At 39.9% G+C, this 17,337-nt stretch carries 18 protein-coding genes; 7 read left to right on the top strand and 11 right to left on the bottom strand.

Features of this window, described 5'->3' with window-relative positions; all coding sequences use genetic code 11:
• Positions 1 to 80: 80 nt before the first annotated feature.
• The 3 genes from L3V38_RS02600 to L3V38_RS02590 are packed head-to-tail and all read right to left on the bottom strand — an operon-like array spanning position 81 to position 1,603.
• A complete protein-coding gene (locus tag L3V38_RS02600) occupies positions 81 to 527 on the bottom strand; it encodes a flavodoxin (RefSeq protein WP_105175164.1) in 447 nt (148 codons plus the stop codon).
• Positions 514 to 1,287 carry a tRNA pseudouridine(65) synthase TruC gene (gene truC, locus L3V38_RS02595; RefSeq protein WP_237118753.1) on the bottom strand — a complete coding sequence of 258 codons (774 nt, stop codon included), beginning with the start codon at positions 1,285 to 1,287 and terminating at the stop codon, positions 514 to 516. Before truC ends, L3V38_RS02600 begins: the two co-directional genes overlap by 14 nt.
• A 1-nt stretch (position 1,288) precedes the next feature.
• Positions 1,289 to 1,603 carry a YqcC family protein gene (locus L3V38_RS02590; RefSeq protein WP_237118261.1) on the bottom strand — a complete coding sequence of 105 codons (315 nt, stop codon included), beginning with the start codon at positions 1,601 to 1,603 and terminating at the stop codon, positions 1,289 to 1,291.
• A gap of 106 nt (positions 1,604 to 1,709) precedes the next feature.
• On the opposite strand from L3V38_RS02590, the gene L3V38_RS02585 reads away from it, so the two are divergent.
• Together L3V38_RS02585 and L3V38_RS02580 are read left to right on the top strand one after the other, a co-directional pair.
• The gene (locus tag L3V38_RS02585; RefSeq protein ID WP_237118260.1) at positions 1,710 to 2,738 is read left to right on the top strand and encodes a DUF3549 family protein; all 1,029 of its coding nucleotides are present in this window, start codon (positions 1,710 to 1,712) and stop codon (positions 2,736 to 2,738) included.
• Positions 2,739 to 3,038 carry a DUF3301 domain-containing protein gene (locus tag L3V38_RS02580; protein WP_062569953.1) on the top strand — a complete coding sequence of 100 codons (300 nt, stop codon included), beginning with the start codon at positions 2,739 to 2,741 and terminating at the stop codon, positions 3,036 to 3,038.
• A gap of 656 nt (positions 3,039 to 3,694) precedes the next feature.
• Here L3V38_RS02580 and L3V38_RS02575 read toward each other — a convergent pair.
• Positions 3,695 to 4,336, bottom strand: coding sequence for a GNAT family N-acetyltransferase (locus L3V38_RS02575; RefSeq protein ID WP_237118259.1), 642 nt, complete (start codon positions 4,334 to 4,336; stop codon positions 3,695 to 3,697).
• A gap of 152 nt (positions 4,337 to 4,488) precedes the next feature.
• Between L3V38_RS02575 and L3V38_RS02570 the strand changes: the two genes are divergently transcribed.
• The 3 genes from L3V38_RS02570 to L3V38_RS02560 all read left to right on the top strand — a co-directional run bounded on the left by L3V38_RS02570 (position 4,489) and on the right by L3V38_RS02560 (position 5,913).
• Entirely contained in the window at positions 4,489 to 4,719 is a 231-nt protein-coding gene (locus L3V38_RS02570) for a DUF2789 domain-containing protein (protein WP_036969581.1), read from the top strand.
• A gap of 154 nt (positions 4,720 to 4,873) precedes the next feature.
• Positions 4,874 to 5,140, top strand: coding sequence for a hypothetical protein (locus tag L3V38_RS02565; RefSeq protein ID WP_062569950.1), 267 nt, complete (start codon positions 4,874 to 4,876; stop codon positions 5,138 to 5,140).
• Positions 5,140 to 5,913 carry a Zn-ribbon-containing protein gene (locus tag L3V38_RS02560; protein ID WP_130150666.1) on the top strand — a complete coding sequence of 258 codons (774 nt, stop codon included), beginning with the start codon at positions 5,140 to 5,142 and terminating at the stop codon, positions 5,911 to 5,913. The genes L3V38_RS02565 and L3V38_RS02560 overlap by 1 nt, the downstream gene beginning before the upstream one ends.
• 60 nt (positions 5,914 to 5,973) lie before the next feature.
• Here L3V38_RS02560 and syd read toward each other — a convergent pair whose 3' ends face one another.
• Positions 5,974 to 6,513, bottom strand: a complete 540-nt coding sequence (syd, locus tag L3V38_RS02555; protein WP_237118258.1) for a SecY-interacting protein — start codon at positions 6,511 to 6,513, stop codon at positions 5,974 to 5,976.
• 59 nt (positions 6,514 to 6,572) lie between these two features.
• On the opposite strand from syd, the gene queF reads away from it, so the two are divergent.
• On the top strand, positions 6,573 to 7,418 hold the full coding sequence (gene queF / locus L3V38_RS02550; protein WP_237118257.1) for an NADPH-dependent 7-cyano-7-deazaguanine reductase QueF: 846 nt from the start codon (positions 6,573 to 6,575) through the stop codon (positions 7,416 to 7,418).
• Between the two features lie 60 nt (positions 7,419 to 7,478).
• On the opposite strand, the gene L3V38_RS02545 is transcribed toward queF, so the two are convergent.
• On the bottom strand, positions 7,479 to 8,513 hold the full coding sequence (locus tag L3V38_RS02545) for an isoaspartyl peptidase/L-asparaginase (protein ID WP_237118256.1): 1,035 nt from the start codon (positions 8,511 to 8,513) through the stop codon (positions 7,479 to 7,481).
• 125 nt (positions 8,514 to 8,638) lie between these two features.
• Complete coding sequence (locus L3V38_RS02540) at positions 8,639 to 9,343, bottom strand: SapC family protein (protein WP_130150662.1); 705 nt, start codon at positions 9,341 to 9,343, stop codon at positions 8,639 to 8,641.
• A 246-nt stretch (positions 9,344 to 9,589) separates the two neighbouring features.
• Here L3V38_RS02540 and L3V38_RS02535 point away from each other — a divergent pair, with 246 nt between their 5' ends.
• Complete coding sequence (locus L3V38_RS02535; protein WP_237118255.1) at positions 9,590 to 10,300, top strand: DUF6445 family protein; 711 nt, start codon at positions 9,590 to 9,592, stop codon at positions 10,298 to 10,300.
• A 34-nt stretch (positions 10,301 to 10,334) separates the two neighbouring features.
• Here L3V38_RS02535 and L3V38_RS02530 read toward each other — a convergent pair whose 3' ends face one another.
• From L3V38_RS02530 to zwf, 4 genes are all read right to left on the bottom strand, one after another.
• Positions 10,335 to 11,852 carry a tryptophan halogenase family protein gene (locus L3V38_RS02530; RefSeq protein ID WP_237118752.1) on the bottom strand — a complete coding sequence of 506 codons (1,518 nt, stop codon included), beginning with the start codon at positions 11,850 to 11,852 and terminating at the stop codon, positions 10,335 to 10,337.
• 73 nt (positions 11,853 to 11,925) lie between these two features.
• Positions 11,926 to 14,520, bottom strand: a complete 2,595-nt coding sequence (locus L3V38_RS02525) for a TonB-dependent receptor (protein WP_130150659.1) — start codon at positions 14,518 to 14,520, stop codon at positions 11,926 to 11,928.
• 607 nt (positions 14,521 to 15,127) lie between these two features.
• On the bottom strand, positions 15,128 to 15,838 hold the full coding sequence (gene pgl, locus L3V38_RS02520) for a 6-phosphogluconolactonase (RefSeq protein ID WP_193987536.1): 711 nt from the start codon (positions 15,836 to 15,838) through the stop codon (positions 15,128 to 15,130).
• 5 nt (positions 15,839 to 15,843) lie between these two features.
• Complete coding sequence (zwf, locus tag L3V38_RS02515; protein WP_130150657.1) at positions 15,844 to 17,316, bottom strand: glucose-6-phosphate dehydrogenase; 1,473 nt, start codon at positions 17,314 to 17,316, stop codon at positions 15,844 to 15,846.
• Positions 17,317 to 17,337 lie beyond the last annotated feature (21 nt).

The raw sequence follows: 17,337 nt of genomic DNA, 5'->3' as shown, positions 1-17,337 counted from the left end.
TGTACTCGAAAAACCAAGGGGAAAGTGCCAATTGCTTATTCAATCAGCACTTTTAAGAGACACTAGCTAATTAATAGGCATTAACTAATTTTCGTCAGCCATTCATTTAACCATGGCTCAGTAACAGGCCAAGGCTCAAAATCTTCACAGGCATCAATTTCTAAACGATGACCAACAGGTTTTGCCTGTAAATCGCGAAACAGCTCATCAAAACTGCGACCTGCACCACAAAACGTATCGCCATAGCTGCGGTCGCCCATAGCAATAATGCCGTATTGCTTGCCTGTTAACAGTGGGAATTGATCGTTTAATTGGCTGTATAAAGCGATTAAGTTATCAGGAATATCACCCTGACCCGTCGTTGATGTGATCACTAAAATATGTGACGCAGCCAGCATGTCATCAACCGTGCCATTTTCAACTAGTTGCGCTTGATGCTCAGACTTTTCAATGACTTCAATAACTTGTTCGCTTAAACGCTCAGCACCGCCGTAAACACTGCCGACAAAAATACTAATGGTTGCCATAATAATCCTTTTCTTCTGTTGGCCAGCCAAGTTGCTGGCAAATAGTTAACATTGCATCGCCTAATGGCGCTCTAATTGTTATTGGTTGCTTGCTATAAGGGTGCATAAACTTTAATTCAGAGGCAAATAACATTAAACGACGAAGCTGAAAATGCTCTCTAAAAAATTGATTATGCTGATTATCACCATGATTTACATCACCAATAATTGGCAATGATAAATGTTTTAAATGACGACGAATTTGATGTTTGCGACCAGTTTTTGGAAAACACTCCACCAGCGAGTAACGAACTGTCGGGTACTTACCAATTGGAATAGGCAAGCTTGCTTGGTGCAGGCAATAAAATTGCGTTTGTGCTTCTTGCGGTGCTTTATTTTGATCAGCAAACTTATCGGCAATTTTATCAAGCTCTTCTTTTAAAGGTTTATCTAAGAAGATTGATTCGTTTAAAAAGCCTCTTACTAAAGCTAAGTAACGTTTTTCAATTTGCCCATCAATAAATAACTGGTTCATATCACGGGCCGCTTCTGAACTTAACGCAAACAGTAATACGCCTGAGGTTGGTCTATCTAAGCGATGTACAGGAAACACGTGTTGACCAATTTGGTCACGCAGCATTTGCATCGCAAATTGGGTTTCGTGTTTGTCTAAAAACGAACGGTGAACCAATAAACCGGATGGTTTATCAATCGCAATGTAATTTTCATCGCGGTACAGAATCGTTAACTCGTCAAATTGTGGCTTAACAATCTCTTGCATCTTAGTCATCACTCAAAAGTTCATCGAGTTTTTGTAAAACACTAATTACTTCATTAGCACCGCGGTGCTGTGCCAGCATCATTTCAGCCATAGGCGCAATTGCAAAATTACGGGGTAAAGGCTGAGCATGTGTGATTAAAGCATGCATTTTTTCAAGAAAAACAAATTGCAGCCATTGCTCAAAAGCCATGGTGTCATGACAAAACGGCACACTAGAATTGAGTGCACTTGGGTCAATCGGTGTTGTTTGCCAAAGTGAATGGCGTTGTAATGTGGATTCTAATTCGCGCAGCAGCGCCAAAGTCTGTTGATGCATTGTAAAACTCTTAATACCTTTGTGCTTAGTATACCCTGTTCCAAGGCGCCATGGTATGGCGTATAATTCGCCCCTGATATAGATTAATTACGGTAATTGAGATTTTATGACTGAGCAGATCGCCACTTTAGGGCAACTTCTGGATGCAGCAGGTACCACTTGGCGTGCCTTCGATATTGGCAGACACATCACGAAATTAGACAAAAAACAATTTCTTGCCATTGAAGAAACAAAAATCCCTTACCCTTACCCGCTTGCTGGTCATGCTTGGCTTGCTATTCAATTTTGGGATGTAAAAGCCTCTAAAGAACCTTATGTATGGTTTTTAAAACTTCCATTAGATGAGCAAAGCCGCCTAGTAAGCGCAAGCCGCGATCACTTTGCAAATATGGTAATTGAAGCTCTTGGTACAGAAATTACCGGTGAAAATGCCGAAGGCAAACTTGATAACAACCCGTATGTATTTACGCCAAACGCCAACAAGCTAGCGGCATTTAATGCACAGGTTAAATGTTTACTTAAACAAAGTGCTTCACAGTACTACGAATATGCTCAGCTGTATTTCTCAGGCAAACTGGGGTTTGATAATTGGCAAAGTGTTGCAGTACAAGGTATTGCTGATTTTGCGATGCGTTTAGATAACGACAACAATTTAGCAAATCTACAAGCCGCTTGGGGGCAATTACCAGTCGAAGTATTACAGCCGCTAAGTGCAATGCTTGAACATGTTGCAATCGAACCCGTGTTTGCAGAGCAATTATTAGCCTATGGTTTAAACGCCATAGAGCATAAAGACGACATCGCCCTTGTTGCAGCCCTTAGAAGCTTATCAAAAACACCAGCGCAAGGTTTAACTGCGCAACTTGTTGATGCTGTATTACGCTCTGATATGAACACCCAATCAGATGTACTATTAACGATTGCAGGGCGTTGTTTTAGCACACTTGAAGACCCAGAACGCTTACATGTGTTTATGGATTGCTGTGCACACCACACTGAAATTGAGCAACTGTTTGTGAGTATTTTCACCGATTTAGTTGCAATTCCGAGTATTCGCCCTCACTTACTAGGTTTATTAAGACTAGAAAATCGAAGCGAAACACTCGCTCGAGCAATTGGAAGGTTATTTTCGTAAATGGCAGGCTTGTGGACACTCATTATCATTGGCAGCATCATCTACTTTTTTTGGTTAAACAGAAAAGTAGCCGAAGCAGCTAACCTCCATGCACAAAGACAAATTGAGCAATTAAATGTGCAATTGATGAGTGTCGCTTGTAATAAACGCCGACTTGGCATTTTAAAAAGTGGGAAACCGGGTATTAAAAGTGAGTTTATTTTTGAGTTTTCAAGTGATGGGCAAAGCGTATATCAAGGCGTTTTGATCATGGAAAACGAATTGCTTAAGAGTGTAGTGATACCACCGCACAAAATTTAAATTGCGTGTAAACGAAGTAATTTTGATTGCGAAAAATACAAAGCCCAGAAAGAACTAAGGCGTAGCTACTAGCCACGCCCCAATCTTGCTACTTCCATGATAAAGTATCCCTACTCTTGCCGAAGCTGCCGTTTTTTTCTATCCCCTGAACGGGTATACATCCAGATACACCCACCATGCAACATCATGTCGCATTTAACACATCCCAGTGCCGTCCTCTTGCCATCAATGGCTATCCACTTCGTTTTCCAAACGCTCCTTTAGCTTCCTGCTAAATAATCCCTTACTCAATCCTTTTCAACCGCTCCGCGGTCGTACTGCATCCTAGCAGTTTCCTTAGTCGTCCTTGCTTCCCTTTTAAATTGTCCTTTTGCTTCCTGCTAAGCATCTTTGCTAAATTGCCAGCGTCCTAATCCTTGGCATCAGTTCATTCATTGAACCTGTGTCGTCTTGACATGATTAAGTTTAGAGGAATGGAGAAATCAGGATAGGTACAAAAAGCAATTTTTTTGCGTTCATATTAAAGTAAGATAAGAGAATTCTTTAAAAAACATTAAGATAAGTAAAATTGGGTACAAAATTTGAGTATTTATTCTGATAATACTTACAGCAATGTGAGATAAGTCTCACATTGCAATTTCCAAAACGTCCGTTGGTTATTTTGCACTCTTAAACATAAGGTCACCATTAACCTGATTAAAGCTTAGTGACTTAAATATTTCAAAGCTCTCTGAGGTAAAAAACTCGCGCTGTTCCGCACGTGTCACAAATACAGCGAGACCCGATGTATTAGGACTGCTTTGTAATAAATCATCAAGTCCTCTTAGTAAATAACGCCCAAGGCCCTGCCCCTGAAAGTGCGGGTCCACGGCAATAAAGGCTAAAAATAAATAAGGTGCTTTTTGCGATAATGCTTCTCGTATTGTGCGCTCTTTTTCAATCAATTGATTGGTTTGCAAATACCCTGCACTAAGCATTAATTTCAAGCGCCAGTGCCAGTAACGTTCGGCTTGAAGTTCACTGTTTGAGTCAAAAACACACGCAACGGCTTTCAATCTTTTTTGAGAGTACAACCCAATTAACGGCTGCTTTTCTTGCCAAAAGCTGGCCAGTTCTTCACGCACAAGGGCTCTGAGCTTACTTTCGTATTTAGTGGGGCTATCTGGTTGGTATCCAAGTACATTCTTTAACACAGGGTCATCATAATAAGCTTGGTAAATAAGACTTGCAGCTATACTGATATCTTCAGCACTGAGGTATTGCACACTGAATGTGTCGTGTTCGGCTATCGTTGTCATACTCATCCTTTATTTGGCTTTATTATTTTTACCACTAGACTATATATATACCTAAGCAAAGCTAAAAACAAATTCAGCGTAAGTTAAACTGACATTCTCCATTATTAATTTTAAGCAGTAATAAATTATCACCATACACAAGGAGTAGAACTATGGATACGACAAAACATGATATTTCAACCCTCTTTGCACAACTTGGTTTACCAAGTAAAGAAAGCGAAATAGACGCTTTTATAGCCTCACATCAATTGTCAGATACAACTTTGTTACAGGAAGCTCCGTTTTGGGATGAAGCACAGCAACATTTTCTAGCCGAGTCGTTAGCTGAAGATGGTGCATGGAGCGAGGTGATTGACGAATTAGACGCAAGGTTACGCCAGTAGCTTTCGCTCCCTTATTTACACACTAATATACCTAATTTTAGCGTGTAAATAAGGAAATTAATTTCACTCCATCTCTATTATTGCTACCATACACGCGCACTGTGGCCCATACGCTACGGTGCTTTTTAGTCTTTATTAAAGAGTTTATACAAAAATGAATGCCGTTGTATTTGATGCAATTAAAACCCTTCTTGATGAAGGTAAAACCCCAACAGTTGCCCTAACAAAAAGTAAGCTAGCAGAACCTATGCCGATGCCAGTAATTATTGCAGCTGTAAGCCAATATAAAAACAATCCGGATTCAATTAAAAATTTCATTAATAACCCATCAAATGAGAAACTGAGTACACCAAAAGAAAGTCAATTGGATCGTATCGAAGCAAAATTAGATAGGTTATTAGCACTGCTTGAGAAAAAATAATGTTTGTTGTCGATCTGACTTTTGATTGCTACCAAGATACCACCCTAGAGCTTGCTGAGCAGGCGATAAACCGCTTAGTCAATGCGCTTCGTTTTAACGGCCAGATTATTGGGGATGAATTTCCTACAGTTTTAAAAGATGGATTTTTTATCACCCGCGTGATGTGCCCGACCGAAGATGCAATGCATCCTCTTAATAATAGCCCGTTTGTAAAGCACAGTATTGAGCAACTACACACTGCGGGTTTACTTGCACCAAAAGTTAAAGTGATCGGCCAAGACATTCACTCAAATGGCGCAGATATGTGCCATGATCCGTCGTGCTATATTTTATACACTACCTACGTGCATACCTGTAGCCCGGTTTATTGTGGTGATGACTTTTTACCTGTGCCGTTATTCCGCATTCCTGCGATTGCCAATGGTGATTACAAAACACTGATAAAATGGCAAGAAGACTGGCAAGCCTGCGATCAAATTCAGATCAATGGTGCAACCCGCTGTGAATTTCCCGCTCTTGAGGAGCTAACCAGTATCAACAGTGATTTATACCGCCGTGGGCGAGATATCACTAAGCGTATTAGCTATCTAACAAAGAAGCCAGTTTATTACTATTTGTATCGCGTTGGTGGAGTCGATAAAGAATCAGAGCTTGAACGTCGTTGCCCTAGCTGTAATGGAGATTGGAGACTGCCCGAACCATGGTTTGGCTTATTTGATTTTCGTTGCGAGCCCTGTGGCATTGTTTCGAATATCTCGTGGGACTTTCAATAACTCAATAAAGGCAATAACCAGATACACAAAAGGGGCAATCGCCCCTTTTACTTATTAAGTCTACACCGTTACTTTATCTAAAAACTCACTGATGCTGTTTGCGAGTACGTGATGTGGCTTTTTACCCACATACTCTAAGCAAACCTCCCCGCTTTCAACCAATACAGTAATAAGTAAATCATCTTGCTCTGTAAGACCAATAAACACCGTTTCTGGCTGCTTTAACTTACGTTTCATGAGTACATGGCCAGTAATATTCTGCTGCAAACGGCTAAAATCATCTTCATTCCATGCTTGCAGCAACTCAATATGATGATCGTCGATACGAACTAGCAAGTTTCCTGCATACAAGTGACCAAATAACACATCCAGCTCTTCAGGAAAATTAAGCTCTAAAGCATTTGCTAAATCATTTAAAGATCCCTTGGGCTGTTGCGCTGCTGCTCGCCACTGAATAAGGCCTTGCTCATCAACATCACCTTGCTCACACGGGCTAGGCCATGCTTCATCATGCTCAATAACAGGTAACCTTCCCGTGCGCTCTAGGCATTTTTCACTAAATGCTTGGTGTAGTTTTTCTAGTTTTAAAGAAACGGACATACTGCGAAACTCATTAGCTTTGGGTATAATGTCGCCATTGTAACCACAAAAGTGTAAAGATGACAGATTACAGCAACTCTCCCGAATTAAAAGACAGTGTGCTTGGTAAATCAACTGAGTATATAGACACCTACACACCTAGCTTATTGTTTCCTATTGCCCGTAAACTTAATCGTGACGCATTAGGTGTTAGCGAAGATAACTTACCATTTAAAGGGCAAGATATTTGGACTGGCTATGAGTTATCGTGGCTCAATAATAAGGGTAAACCAATGGTTGCTGTAGCGACATTTGTGTTTCCTTGCCAAAGTAGCCACATCATTGAGTCAAAATCATTCAAGCTGTATCTGAATAGTTTTAACCAGACACGCTTTGCAGCTATTGAAGACGTACAGCAAGCTCTTTCTAGCGACTTATCTGCCGCCGTGAATGCGCCTGTCGTCGTCACTTTATATAAAGCTGACGATTATAACTGCTTGCCATTTACCGCGTTACCAGGCGAGTGTATTGATGATCTTGATATCGAAATCAACAGTTACGATATTGACGCAAGCTCGCTTCGTCACAATGGCAATGACGTTATCTCAGAAACACTACACAGCCACTTGCTAAAATCGAACTGTTTAATTACCTCACAGCCAGATTGGGCAAGCGTGATTATTCGCTACAAAGGTCAAGCAATCTGCCATGAAGCCTTATTAAAATATTTGATTTCGTTTCGTACTCATAACGAGTTTCATGAGCAGTGTGTAGAGCGTATTTATTGTGATTTAATGCAGCAGTTAGACCTTGAAGAGCTTGAAGTGTATGCCCGCTATACACGCCGCGGAGGTTTAGACATCAACCCTTATCGCTCAACGAATCAAGACGAAACGCCCTTTAAGGTGAAAATTAATCGTCAATAAGTAAACGACAATAAAAAACCGAGTTGAACTCGGTTTTTTATGTCAGGCAATTACGAGTGATTATTCGTCTTTAAAAATACCCACATACGTTGGTGATGTATTTGATTTACTCGCACGATACATACCCGCAGTATTAAACGGTAAGCTGATATTGCCTTTAGCATCAATGATGATTACGCCACCTGTGCCGCCAACAGGCATTAAAACATCGTGAATCACTTCATTACCCGCCTCAACAATCGTTTTACCTTGGTATTTTACACGCGCACAAATGTCAGCTGCCACATTATAGCGAATGAAGTACTCACCATGCCCTGTTGCTGATACTGCACATGATTCGTTTTCAGCAAACGTACCGGCACCAATTACTGGCGAGTCACCAACACGGCCAAAACGTTTTGCCGTCATACCACCGGTTGAAGTGCCTGCGGCGATATTGCCGTTTTTATCGAGCGCAACGGCACCGACGGTGCCCATTTTATAATTAACTGGCAGGGCTTTATGTGCAGCTTGGTAATCTTTACTGGTTACTTTTTGCTTATCTAATTTTTCTTTAGCTTTTAAAAGTGCTTCATAGCGATTTTCTGTATCAAACAAATTATTTTCAACCAAAGGAACACCTTGCGTTTTTGCAAAATCTTCAGCCCCTTGACCACTCAGCATCACGTGCACTGACTTTTCCATCACTAAACGAGCAAGGTTAATTGGGTTTTCAATGTGTTTAATGCCTGCAACTGCGCCAGCTTGTCGATTACGGCCATCCATTATCGAAGCATCTAATTCATGCGCGCCATCATAGGTATACACAGCACCACGACCAGCATTAAAAAATGGCGAGTTTTCAAGTACATTTATAGCTGCTGTAATTGCATCTAAGCTCTCACCTCCCTTCTCTAGCACTGTGTAGCCAGTTTCTACTGCCTCTTTTAATTTTGCCCGATAGGCTTTTTCTTGCTCTGCTGTAAAGCGGCTTTTTTCTATGGTGCCAGCACCACCATGAATGGCAATAGCAAACGGCTGCTCTGCGCTGTAAGTTGGAACACTGAGTGACAATGCGCTGAGCGCAATAGCTGAGGTGAGTAATGTTTTTAACATAATGGGCACTTATATTTATTTTGGTGATAAGCCCAATGTGAATAATTCGTCGGCAATTTTCAAGTATTACCCGATGAAAGAAATAAAAAAAGCGCCAAATGGCGCTTTTCTTTAGCAGTTTAAAATTATGCTTTAGCAGCTTTTAAACGTGCTAGACGTGCTACTTGATGAGTAGACGTTAAGAATGAGTAGATAGGCGCTAAATAGCCACGCTTACGAAGCTCAAGGAACTCTTCATCGCTTAATGCGTTTAGCTTTTTCTCATCTACAAGGTAAATACCACTGATGTCTTTTTTCTCACCTTTGATATCTACAGTTAATGTCTGCGCAACTAAAAGCTCTTTATCAGCTAAGAACTTAGTGAATGCGTCTGTTACTTGAGAAAACTCGATAAAAGAAACAAGTGCTTCTTTACGACGTTTAAGATATTCAGTCTCTTCACCATTTTCGAAAAGAGCATTACCCGCTTCTTCACTTACAAGTGGGCTTGCTTCGTCAATAACAATACCAAATTGGTCACCCTCAGGGTGTTTTACTAGACCAAGAGGATAACGTGTCATCGCCATAGGTGCGAAAGCGGCTGTCCATTTGTCATCTTCGATAAATAAGTTTTCGCCTGGCTCTAGACCAAAAATCGCAACAGCTTGGAATTGACCTGATTCATTATTTTTAACAAAAGCCATTGGAAATTCATTTGCGATACGTGCAAATTCGTGGGCAACCACAGGAACTAAATGCTGAGATTTCATGAACTCGACATGGATGCCGTTTTGAATTTTAGTGTTGGCATGTTTTTCGTTATGTAAAGGCTGTACTTGTTGCTCCGCCATGATACTGCTCCATTATAATTTTATATATGTTTTGCTGTTAGTGCCCAAAGCCTATCGGTTTTAGACACAAAAAGGAAGTGAAAATTTTGTGGCAGATTGTACATTATTTTTTAACACAAATAATTACTCAACAACGGTTAAAAAACAGCCTAGAAAAGCGGTGAATTAAGGCAAAATTCCCTCGCCTCTAACTAATTATTTTTGTTAGTATATTCATTAATGATGAGGAATTTACTGAGCATTTAAATGGAAAGTTATCAATTAAATAAAAACTATAAAGTGCAGGTAATCAATATTGAAAGTATTGATGAAAACATCATTATTATCGATGATTTTTTAAGCCACCTTCAAGGTGTTTATCATTTCGCATCAAACGTCGCATACTTTCAACCTATCGGCACAGACGGCACCTTGTACCCAGGAAAACGCGACGAAATGCCAGCGCCTTATTACCGAGTATTTGAACAACTATTACAAAGCTTAATAACGCATGGTGTTATAAATTCTGGAAATAACAATCTCTATTTGCATAAATGTAAGCTCTCGGTCGTTACGCAATCTGCTAATGATTTACATGTCATGCAACGCATGCCACATATTGATTCAACAGATGACACAACGTTTGCTGCCGTACATTATTTATCAAGTAAAGAATGGGGTGGTACAGGTATTTATAAATACAAACCAACAAATACAATTAAAATTACCGCTGAAAATCAAAATATCGTTCACGATATGATTAAAAATGTACAACAACATGAAAGTACACATCAAGGCTATTTAGATGAAAGTACGGAGCTATTTGAAAAGATTATTGATATAGAGGCAAAACCAAACCGTGTGGTACTTTATAAAAGCAACCTGCTTCATAGTGCGGCCTTAAAAAACAACCTACCATATAGCCAAGATATTAAAAATAGCCGACTCTCTATTTCATCGTTTTTTAGAATTGAATAAGTGGCTTGTTAATTAAAAGCCACTTATTTGCTGTTTACTGTTTTTGCATTCCAAACTTTTTAATTTTCTCGAGCAGCGCTCTGTGTGTTGGAAGCTCATCTAGCAACTGATTAACTCGTTGCTGCTTTAATGACGTTAATTGCTCAAAACCGCGCACAGTATTTAGTGTGTCTGATGCAGGAAGGTAGCGCATTCCAAACAGCACATACAAGTAATTCTCAAGGTCGAACAAATCAAATTTACTTGCAAAGTCTTCTCTATTTGGCGCAAATCTTTGCCAACGCGCTAAGTTACTTTTCAATTGCTGTGATAATTGCTCATCTTTACGGTTATCAATCCAGAACTCAGAATCGGTTCTGTCTGAAATACAGTAATGCATTTTTATAAAGTCAAACGTCTGCTCCCACACGTAATTAACATGGCGATTGTAGTCATCAATCACTAATGCAATATCCGCTTTACAGCGAGGAAAACGCTTTGCTAGTAGGTTAGCAGAAAAGTCAGCGATTAAAATTGCAGTGGCTTCGAGTGGTTCTACAAACCCTTGAGATAGACCAATGGCGACACAGTTTTTATGCCACATTTTTTCCCTTCGCCCTACTTTCATGGGAATTTTTCTGGGGGTAAGGTGGTTAAATTTTTCACCTAAATATGTGTGTAATTTGTCTAACGCTTGTTGTTCAGTCATATATTTAGATGAATACACAAAACCAACACCTCTTCGCTGTGTGAGGGCAATATCCCAAATCCAGCCTGCTTGGTGCGCGGTTGCAATTGTATAGGGAGGAATTTCATCATCTGGCGAGGTAGGAACTTGTAGAGTGATCGCAGTATCTGTTAGTAAGCAATCTGACTTATCTAAGAACTCAACTCCCAGCTTGTTGCCAAGAATTGCTGCAGAAAAACCGGTGCAATCAATAATAAAGTCAAATGCCATTGCCACATCATGTTCATCAACTAAGTGTGTTATGTAGCCTGCATCATCTACTACAACATCTTTTATATCAGCAAAATGATGTTTTACAGAAAAAGATTGCTCTGCGTGACGACTTAAAAATGCAGCAAATTTTTTGGCGTCAAAATGATAAGCATAGCCATTAACGCCCATAAATTCTGGGGTAGTAATCGTCTTGGGTGCCAAGTTTTTTTCACAACATAAGTGCTGCTTTGAAACAAACGAAGCATAGTCAGACGACTCATTTGAAGCAAGCCAAGCATCTGTTAGTTGCTCACCGAAAATATGAGGATGATCAAACAAATGATGATAAAAGTTACTGCCATGTTTTGTTTTATCCAACCAATTAACAAACTTAATTGATTGCTTAAATGTCACATCACATTCATTAATAAAATCGCTTTCGCTAATACCAAACTTTTGTAATGAGTTGCGCATTGAAGGCACTGTACCTTCGCCAACACCGATTGTAGGAATAGTCGGTGATTCTATTAAAGTAATCTCAATGTTACTTCCTTGCAGAGACTGCCCTAAATGATTAGCAGCTAACCAGCCTGCGGTTCCGCCACCAACAATTGCGATTTTCTTTATCATTATTAACTCGCTTTCATTTACTCACAAAAAAGCCCAGTACAAACTGGGCTTTAATAGATTCGTTATCTAATTAAAATTAGAAACGAAGCGTAACACCTAGCTTGTAGCGTGCTTCACCTTCAAAGCTCCATGCTGGGTAGCCATTGCGAAGCTCTGGAACCACTTCAGCATCACTTGGTGCAACACCAATTTGAATGCTGTCTTCTTCAGTTAAGTTAACAGCTTCAAATGTTACATCAATATTATCAGTTACACTGTAGTTCGCGCTGAAATCTAATGTACCGTACGATTGGTGCTCACGGTTACCATAGAAACCAGGAAGCTCACGAATCATGTACTCTGAACGCCAGTTATAAGCTAAACGCGCTGAGTAAGTATCTGTTTCATAGTAACCCACTAAGTTTACTGTGTGCTCAGATGAATCAGAGAATAGAGGAATTTGATCTGGGTAATTTTCAGCCTCAGACGGTGCATCTACAAACGTATAGTTAACTGAGTAACCAAAACCACTGTCAAAACCATCTTGAATTTGTAGCTCGATACCTTCAATTTGACCGCCCGTTGCATTCAACTTAGTTGAAAGAGTCCAGTTATCACCTTGTGTATCAGGGTCAAATACACCAATCTGTTGATTTAAGATTTGACTAGATGTAACAAATGAAGTGATGTCTTTAAAGAAGTACGTCGCACTTACCATACCATCACCATCAAAGTACCACTCGATGCCTAAATCGGCCTGAGTTGCTTTGAATGGGTTAAGACCCACATTACCTTTTGTTAAAACTTCGTTACCTGCAGTGCCATCTGAATAACCTGCAAATGAAGACGCAGAGAACATATCTGTATAGTTAGGACGTGCAATAACTTGTGCTGCAGAAGTACGTAGAATCACATCTTCAGCGATATCAAAAGCAATGTTAATGCTTGGTAAAATATCGTTGTAGCTCGCTTTATCTGTGCTTAATGTGCTTTCATAAGTACCGTTGGCAAAGCCATAGTAGTCAGATTCAGCATCTGTAGAAATATAGCGTAAGCCAAAGTTACCACGAATAGATTCTGCTGAGAATTCTGCCATTGCATACACAGCAAAATTTTCTTCTTCAATTGTACCGTAGCCTGAACGATACACATCTGAGTCATTATCAAAGCTTACAATTGCGGCACGAGCATCTGTAATCATTCTATCAAAGTCTGGTTCAGGTAGAGTAAAACCAGCGCCTGATGACATAGTACCTGAGAAGTATGTTTCACCATCACCAGTAGGTAAGACATCAGTTAGTGTCGTTGAGTAAGTTTCTTGTTTAACTTCGTGATCAGCCCAGCGGAAACCTGTTTTAATAGCTGTAATCGCACCAAAATCTACTGGGAAAGTAAGGTCTAACTGTGCATAGGTTTCTTCATCTGTATTAGGCTGTTTCTTAAGTGACCAACCAGCTGGAGAAAGGGGACCTGTAAAATCTGATGGTTCAAAGTATTTGTTATTGATATCAATTTTAATTACTTCGCCAGTTGCATCGTAAGTACCCGCATAATCAGATGGTAAGCCAATGAAGTTACCGTAGTTCGCTGTTAAGTCTGTACCACCTTCTGATTCAGTAGTACCGAAACGACCTTTTAATGTGAAGTTTTCACCTTCATATTTAAGGCTAAAATCAGCTGTATCTGATGTCATGCTCGCAATACGCGCCCATGTTTGTACCCAACCTGGATTTGCACCTTCGCCAGTACGACGGTAGAAAGTACACGTACCTGATGCATTCGTTTGTTCACACGCTGCATCTTTATCGTCAGGGAACATCACGAAGTTTGAGGTATTTGCGTTGTTTGCATCTAACTCTAGGCTCATGATATTCAAGCCTAATTCTAGATTTTCAGTTGGACGATACTGGAATGTAGCATTTAATGCTGTACGCTCACGCTCTTGTTGGAAAGTGGTAGGAACAATGTCACCCCAACCAATTAGTGACTCAATACCATTACGTTGATAGTTCGTTTCTGCCCATGAAACTGAACCTAGAACACCAAATGTTTCTTCGTCATTTTTCCAGCTAAATAAACCTGAGATTTGCGGGTCAGTTTCTTCAGAAATCGTACCGTAATCTGCTTTAGCACTTAAGAAAGTAGTACCAGCATCAAGGTCTAGTGGTTTGCGTGTATTAACAATAACAGTACCACCTACACCACCTTCAACGATGTCAGCTTGTGAAGATTTATAGACCTGGATTTCACCTACAAGCTCAGGTGGTAATAAAGTGTAGTTAAAGCTACGGTCGATAGACTGTTGATCGTACCAACCAGTTGATGCCACTGTTTGACCGTTTAAAAGAGTACGTGTAAGCTGGCTAGATGCACCACGGATCGATACTTGCTGGCCTTGACCGAACTGACGGTTAACTGCAACGCCCGAGATACGACCAAGCGCTTCACCTACGTCACCATCAGGAAACTTACCCACATCTTCTGCAGAAACAGCATCGACAACGCTGTCAGCAAAGCGCTTTGTATTCATTGACGCTTCAAGTGAACGGCGAATACCGCGAACTTCAATAACTTCAACGTCCTCTTGAACTTTTGTTTCATCTGCCGCATATGCAGCACCAGTGAATCCGGCACTCATTACAAGACCGATATTAACTGCTAATAAGCTTTTCTTAAAATTTTTAGCTAACACAGGATTCCCCTTGAATCATTTTGTTGGTTTTATATCACTTCTGCCCAGTGATGATGACAACGCTGTCATCTAGTAACAAACCATACACTCTAAATTACATTTGTGCTACATCTTTTTGGCTGTTTTGTGCAAAAAATTTACAACAAAATAATTAAGATATTGAAATTAATGAAATTTAATATTGAGCATTTAAGAATTGTTACATTTAAACGGCGCAAATATAACATGAGATTTAAAGTATATGAAAAGCACAGTTGAGAGTTTTTAGGTACAAAGCACCTATTTTAAGCAATTTTTGTAAGCTTTACTTTCCAGAGGTTAATTATTAGCCATAACCAAAAGTTATAAAAAAAGACTTAACTAACAATCAATTAGTTTTAAATTGGGGTGTATTTTTATAACCACGCCAACATTGATAAATTTTATTTAACTTTTTCTGGGCAGAAAGCGTTAAGGGGATTGAGAATAAAAATCAATACCAATGACAGCGTTGTCATTTTTAAATTATAACGAGCATATTATTTAATGTCTAATGCTTTTTGTTCCTTATTTAAATAAAAAAGCGAGCCTCAAGCTCGCTTTCGTTTAATGTTTTTAAAACAAGTAATTATGGAGCCCAATAAACTTCAATATTAATTGTTGGGTGATTCAAAACAGCGCGTAAAGGCATGTCTGCAACAGCCCCGCCCTGCTTTGCTTGTTTATACACTTCAAGCTTTTCTTCGCCACTGATTAATAACTTAACCACTTTAGAATCAGCAATTGCAGCAAGTGTTAATGTCATACGCTCAGTTATCTTACCTGTAACATCACTTTCAATAGCATTAATAGCGCAAACTAAATCATTTGTAGCTAAACCATGCTCTAAACCTTCAGCATGTGGGAAAAGAGAAGCAGTATGGCCGTCTGGCCCCATACCTAAAATTGTTACATCAAAAGGACGCTTTAAAGATTGGTATGCTGCTTCACATTCAGCAACACCCTTTTTTGCAGTCGCTGCGCTATTTTTCATCGTAATGAAGTTAGCTGCTGCGCCTTGGTTTTGTAATAACGTGCTTTTGATAAATGCTTCATTACTTTTTTCATGTGACGCATCAACCCAACGCTCATCAACCATAGCAACATCAATATTTGCCCAATCAAGCTCAAGGTTAGATAAGTGTTTGTACGCAGGCGCCGGTGACGAACCACCCGATACCATTAATACAGCACGGCCATCTTGTTTAATGCCTGATACTAAACTTTGCTCTAAACTTGAAGAAAGCTCAGCTGTTAACTCATCTTTAGTCGCAAAGAATTTTTCAACAATTGTTGCCATCGTATTTACGCCTTATCGCCAGTGTTAAACCATACATGATTATTTTCATCTAGTAATTCATCAGCATCTTCTGGACCCCAGCTACCTGCGCGGTATAACGAAGGAGCGCCTTTTTCTTGCCAACGTTCGATAATCGGATCAATCCACTTCCAAGCTTGGCGAACTTCATCACGGTGGATAAATAGTGATGGGTTATTAGCAGCCGCATCAAGCATTAAACGTTTGTATGCATCAGAATGGAAACCATTACTGTATGCTTGAGACAACTCAATATTCATTGTCACAGGCTCTAACTGCATTTCTAAATTATCAAGACGCTTTGACATAAGCGTTAATTGAATTGTTTCTTCTGGTTGCAGGCGGATCACTAAGCGGTTTGGCTCAATATTACCAACGTTATCGCTGTATACATTGTGAGAAACTTTTTTATACTCAACAACAATTTCAGCACAACGCTTTTTCATACGTTTACCAGTGCGAAGATAGAAAGGAACACCTGCCCAACGCCAGTTATCAATATGCGCACGAATAGCAACAAATGTTTCTGTTTTACTTGCGCCTTCGTTTAATTCTTCTAAGTACCCTGGCACAATCTTGCCATCTAAATTACCAGGTACATATTGGCCTCGGACAATATTTGCATCAACGTCTTCCGCAACAAGCGGACGTAGTGATTCAAGCACTTTTAGTTTTTCTGTGCGAATGCTATTGGCTGTTAATTTGTTTGGCGACTCCATTGCAACAAGACAAAGCAGCTGTAATAAATGGTTTTGTACCATATCACGAAGTGCACCCGCTTTATCGTAGAAGCCAGCACGACTTTCAAGGCCCACTGTCTCTGATAGACTGATTTGGATATTATCAATCGACTTAGCATCCCAAAGATTTTCAAACAATGAATTTGAAAAGCGCAGGGCCATTAAGTTTTGTACCGTTTCTTTACCAAGGTAATGGTCGATTCGGAAAATCTGTTCCTCAGTAAAATACTCGGCAATTTTTGCATTAATTTCTTCCGCGGATTTACCACAATAACCAATCGGTTTTTCAACAACTACACGGGATGTCTCTGTGATTAGACCTTTTGATGATAAAATCTCACAGCAGCTACCGTACACAGCTGGCGGTAGTGACAGATAAAATACACGAGATTTATCAGCTTCGTGCTCATCTAAGATATCTTTTAACTTATCCCAATCAGCATCCGCTTCTGTAACATTAGTCACCACTGGCACTAAATAAGCTGAAAATGCTTTCCAGTCTTTGGCGTTATATTCACCCTTGGCAAGAAACTCTTGTAACGCTTTATGCGCTGTTTCGATGTATTCTTGTTGTTTACTTTGGTCACGTACCGTAGGGAGAATGCGAGAACCTTGAGGCAGGTTGCCCTCTTGATAAGCGCGATACATTGCAGGTAGTAATTTGCGTAACGCAAGATCGCCACCGCCCCCAAAAATTACGATATCAAATGGATTTAGCATATATCACTCTCTACATTGGCA

The organism is Pseudoalteromonas sp. L1 (assembly GCF_021728095.1).
In the GTDB taxonomy this organism is placed as follows: domain Bacteria; phylum Pseudomonadota; class Gammaproteobacteria; order Enterobacterales; family Alteromonadaceae; genus Pseudoalteromonas.
Note: the sequence above shows the minus strand (reverse complement) of the source record. Positions and strands in the feature narration are given on the sequence as shown.

Bases quoted from the DNA above. Each gene is read 5' to 3' on its own strand.
- L3V38_RS02600 (WP_105175164.1), bottom strand. From the start codon at position 527: ATGGCAACCATTAGTATTTTTGTCGGCAGTGTTTACGGCGGTGCTGAG.
- truC (WP_237118753.1), bottom strand. From the start codon at position 1,287: ATGCAAGAGATTGTTAAGCCACAATTTGACGAGTTAACGATTCTGTAC.
- L3V38_RS02590 (WP_237118261.1), bottom strand. From the start codon at position 1,603: ATGCATCAACAGACTTTGGCGCTGCTGCGCGAATTAGAATCCACATTA.
- L3V38_RS02585 (WP_237118260.1), top strand. From the start codon at position 1,710: ATGACTGAGCAGATCGCCACTTTAGGGCAACTTCTGGATGCAGCAGGT.
- L3V38_RS02580 (WP_062569953.1), top strand. From the start codon at position 2,739: ATGGCAGGCTTGTGGACACTCATTATCATTGGCAGCATCATCTACTTT.
- L3V38_RS02575 (WP_237118259.1), bottom strand. From the start codon at position 4,336: ATGACAACGATAGCCGAACACGACACATTCAGTGTGCAATACCTCAGT.
- L3V38_RS02570 (WP_036969581.1), top strand. From the start codon at position 4,489: ATGGATACGACAAAACATGATATTTCAACCCTCTTTGCACAACTTGGT.
- L3V38_RS02565 (WP_062569950.1), top strand. From the start codon at position 4,874: ATGAATGCCGTTGTATTTGATGCAATTAAAACCCTTCTTGATGAAGGT.
- L3V38_RS02560 (WP_130150666.1), top strand. From the start codon at position 5,140: ATGTTTGTTGTCGATCTGACTTTTGATTGCTACCAAGATACCACCCTA.
- syd (WP_237118258.1), bottom strand. From the start codon at position 6,513: ATGTCCGTTTCTTTAAAACTAGAAAAACTACACCAAGCATTTAGTGAA.
- queF (WP_237118257.1), top strand. From the start codon at position 6,573: ATGACAGATTACAGCAACTCTCCCGAATTAAAAGACAGTGTGCTTGGT.
- L3V38_RS02545 (WP_237118256.1), bottom strand. From the start codon at position 8,513: ATGTTAAAAACATTACTCACCTCAGCTATTGCGCTCAGCGCATTGTCA.
- L3V38_RS02540 (WP_130150662.1), bottom strand. From the start codon at position 9,343: ATGGCGGAGCAACAAGTACAGCCTTTACATAACGAAAAACATGCCAAC.
- L3V38_RS02535 (WP_237118255.1), top strand. From the start codon at position 9,590: ATGGAAAGTTATCAATTAAATAAAAACTATAAAGTGCAGGTAATCAAT.
- pgl (WP_193987536.1), bottom strand. From the start codon at position 15,838: ATGGCAACAATTGTTGAAAAATTCTTTGCGACTAAAGATGAGTTAACA.
- zwf (WP_130150657.1), bottom strand. From the start codon at position 17,316: ATGCTAAATCCATTTGATATCGTAATTTTTGGGGGCGGTGGCGATCTT.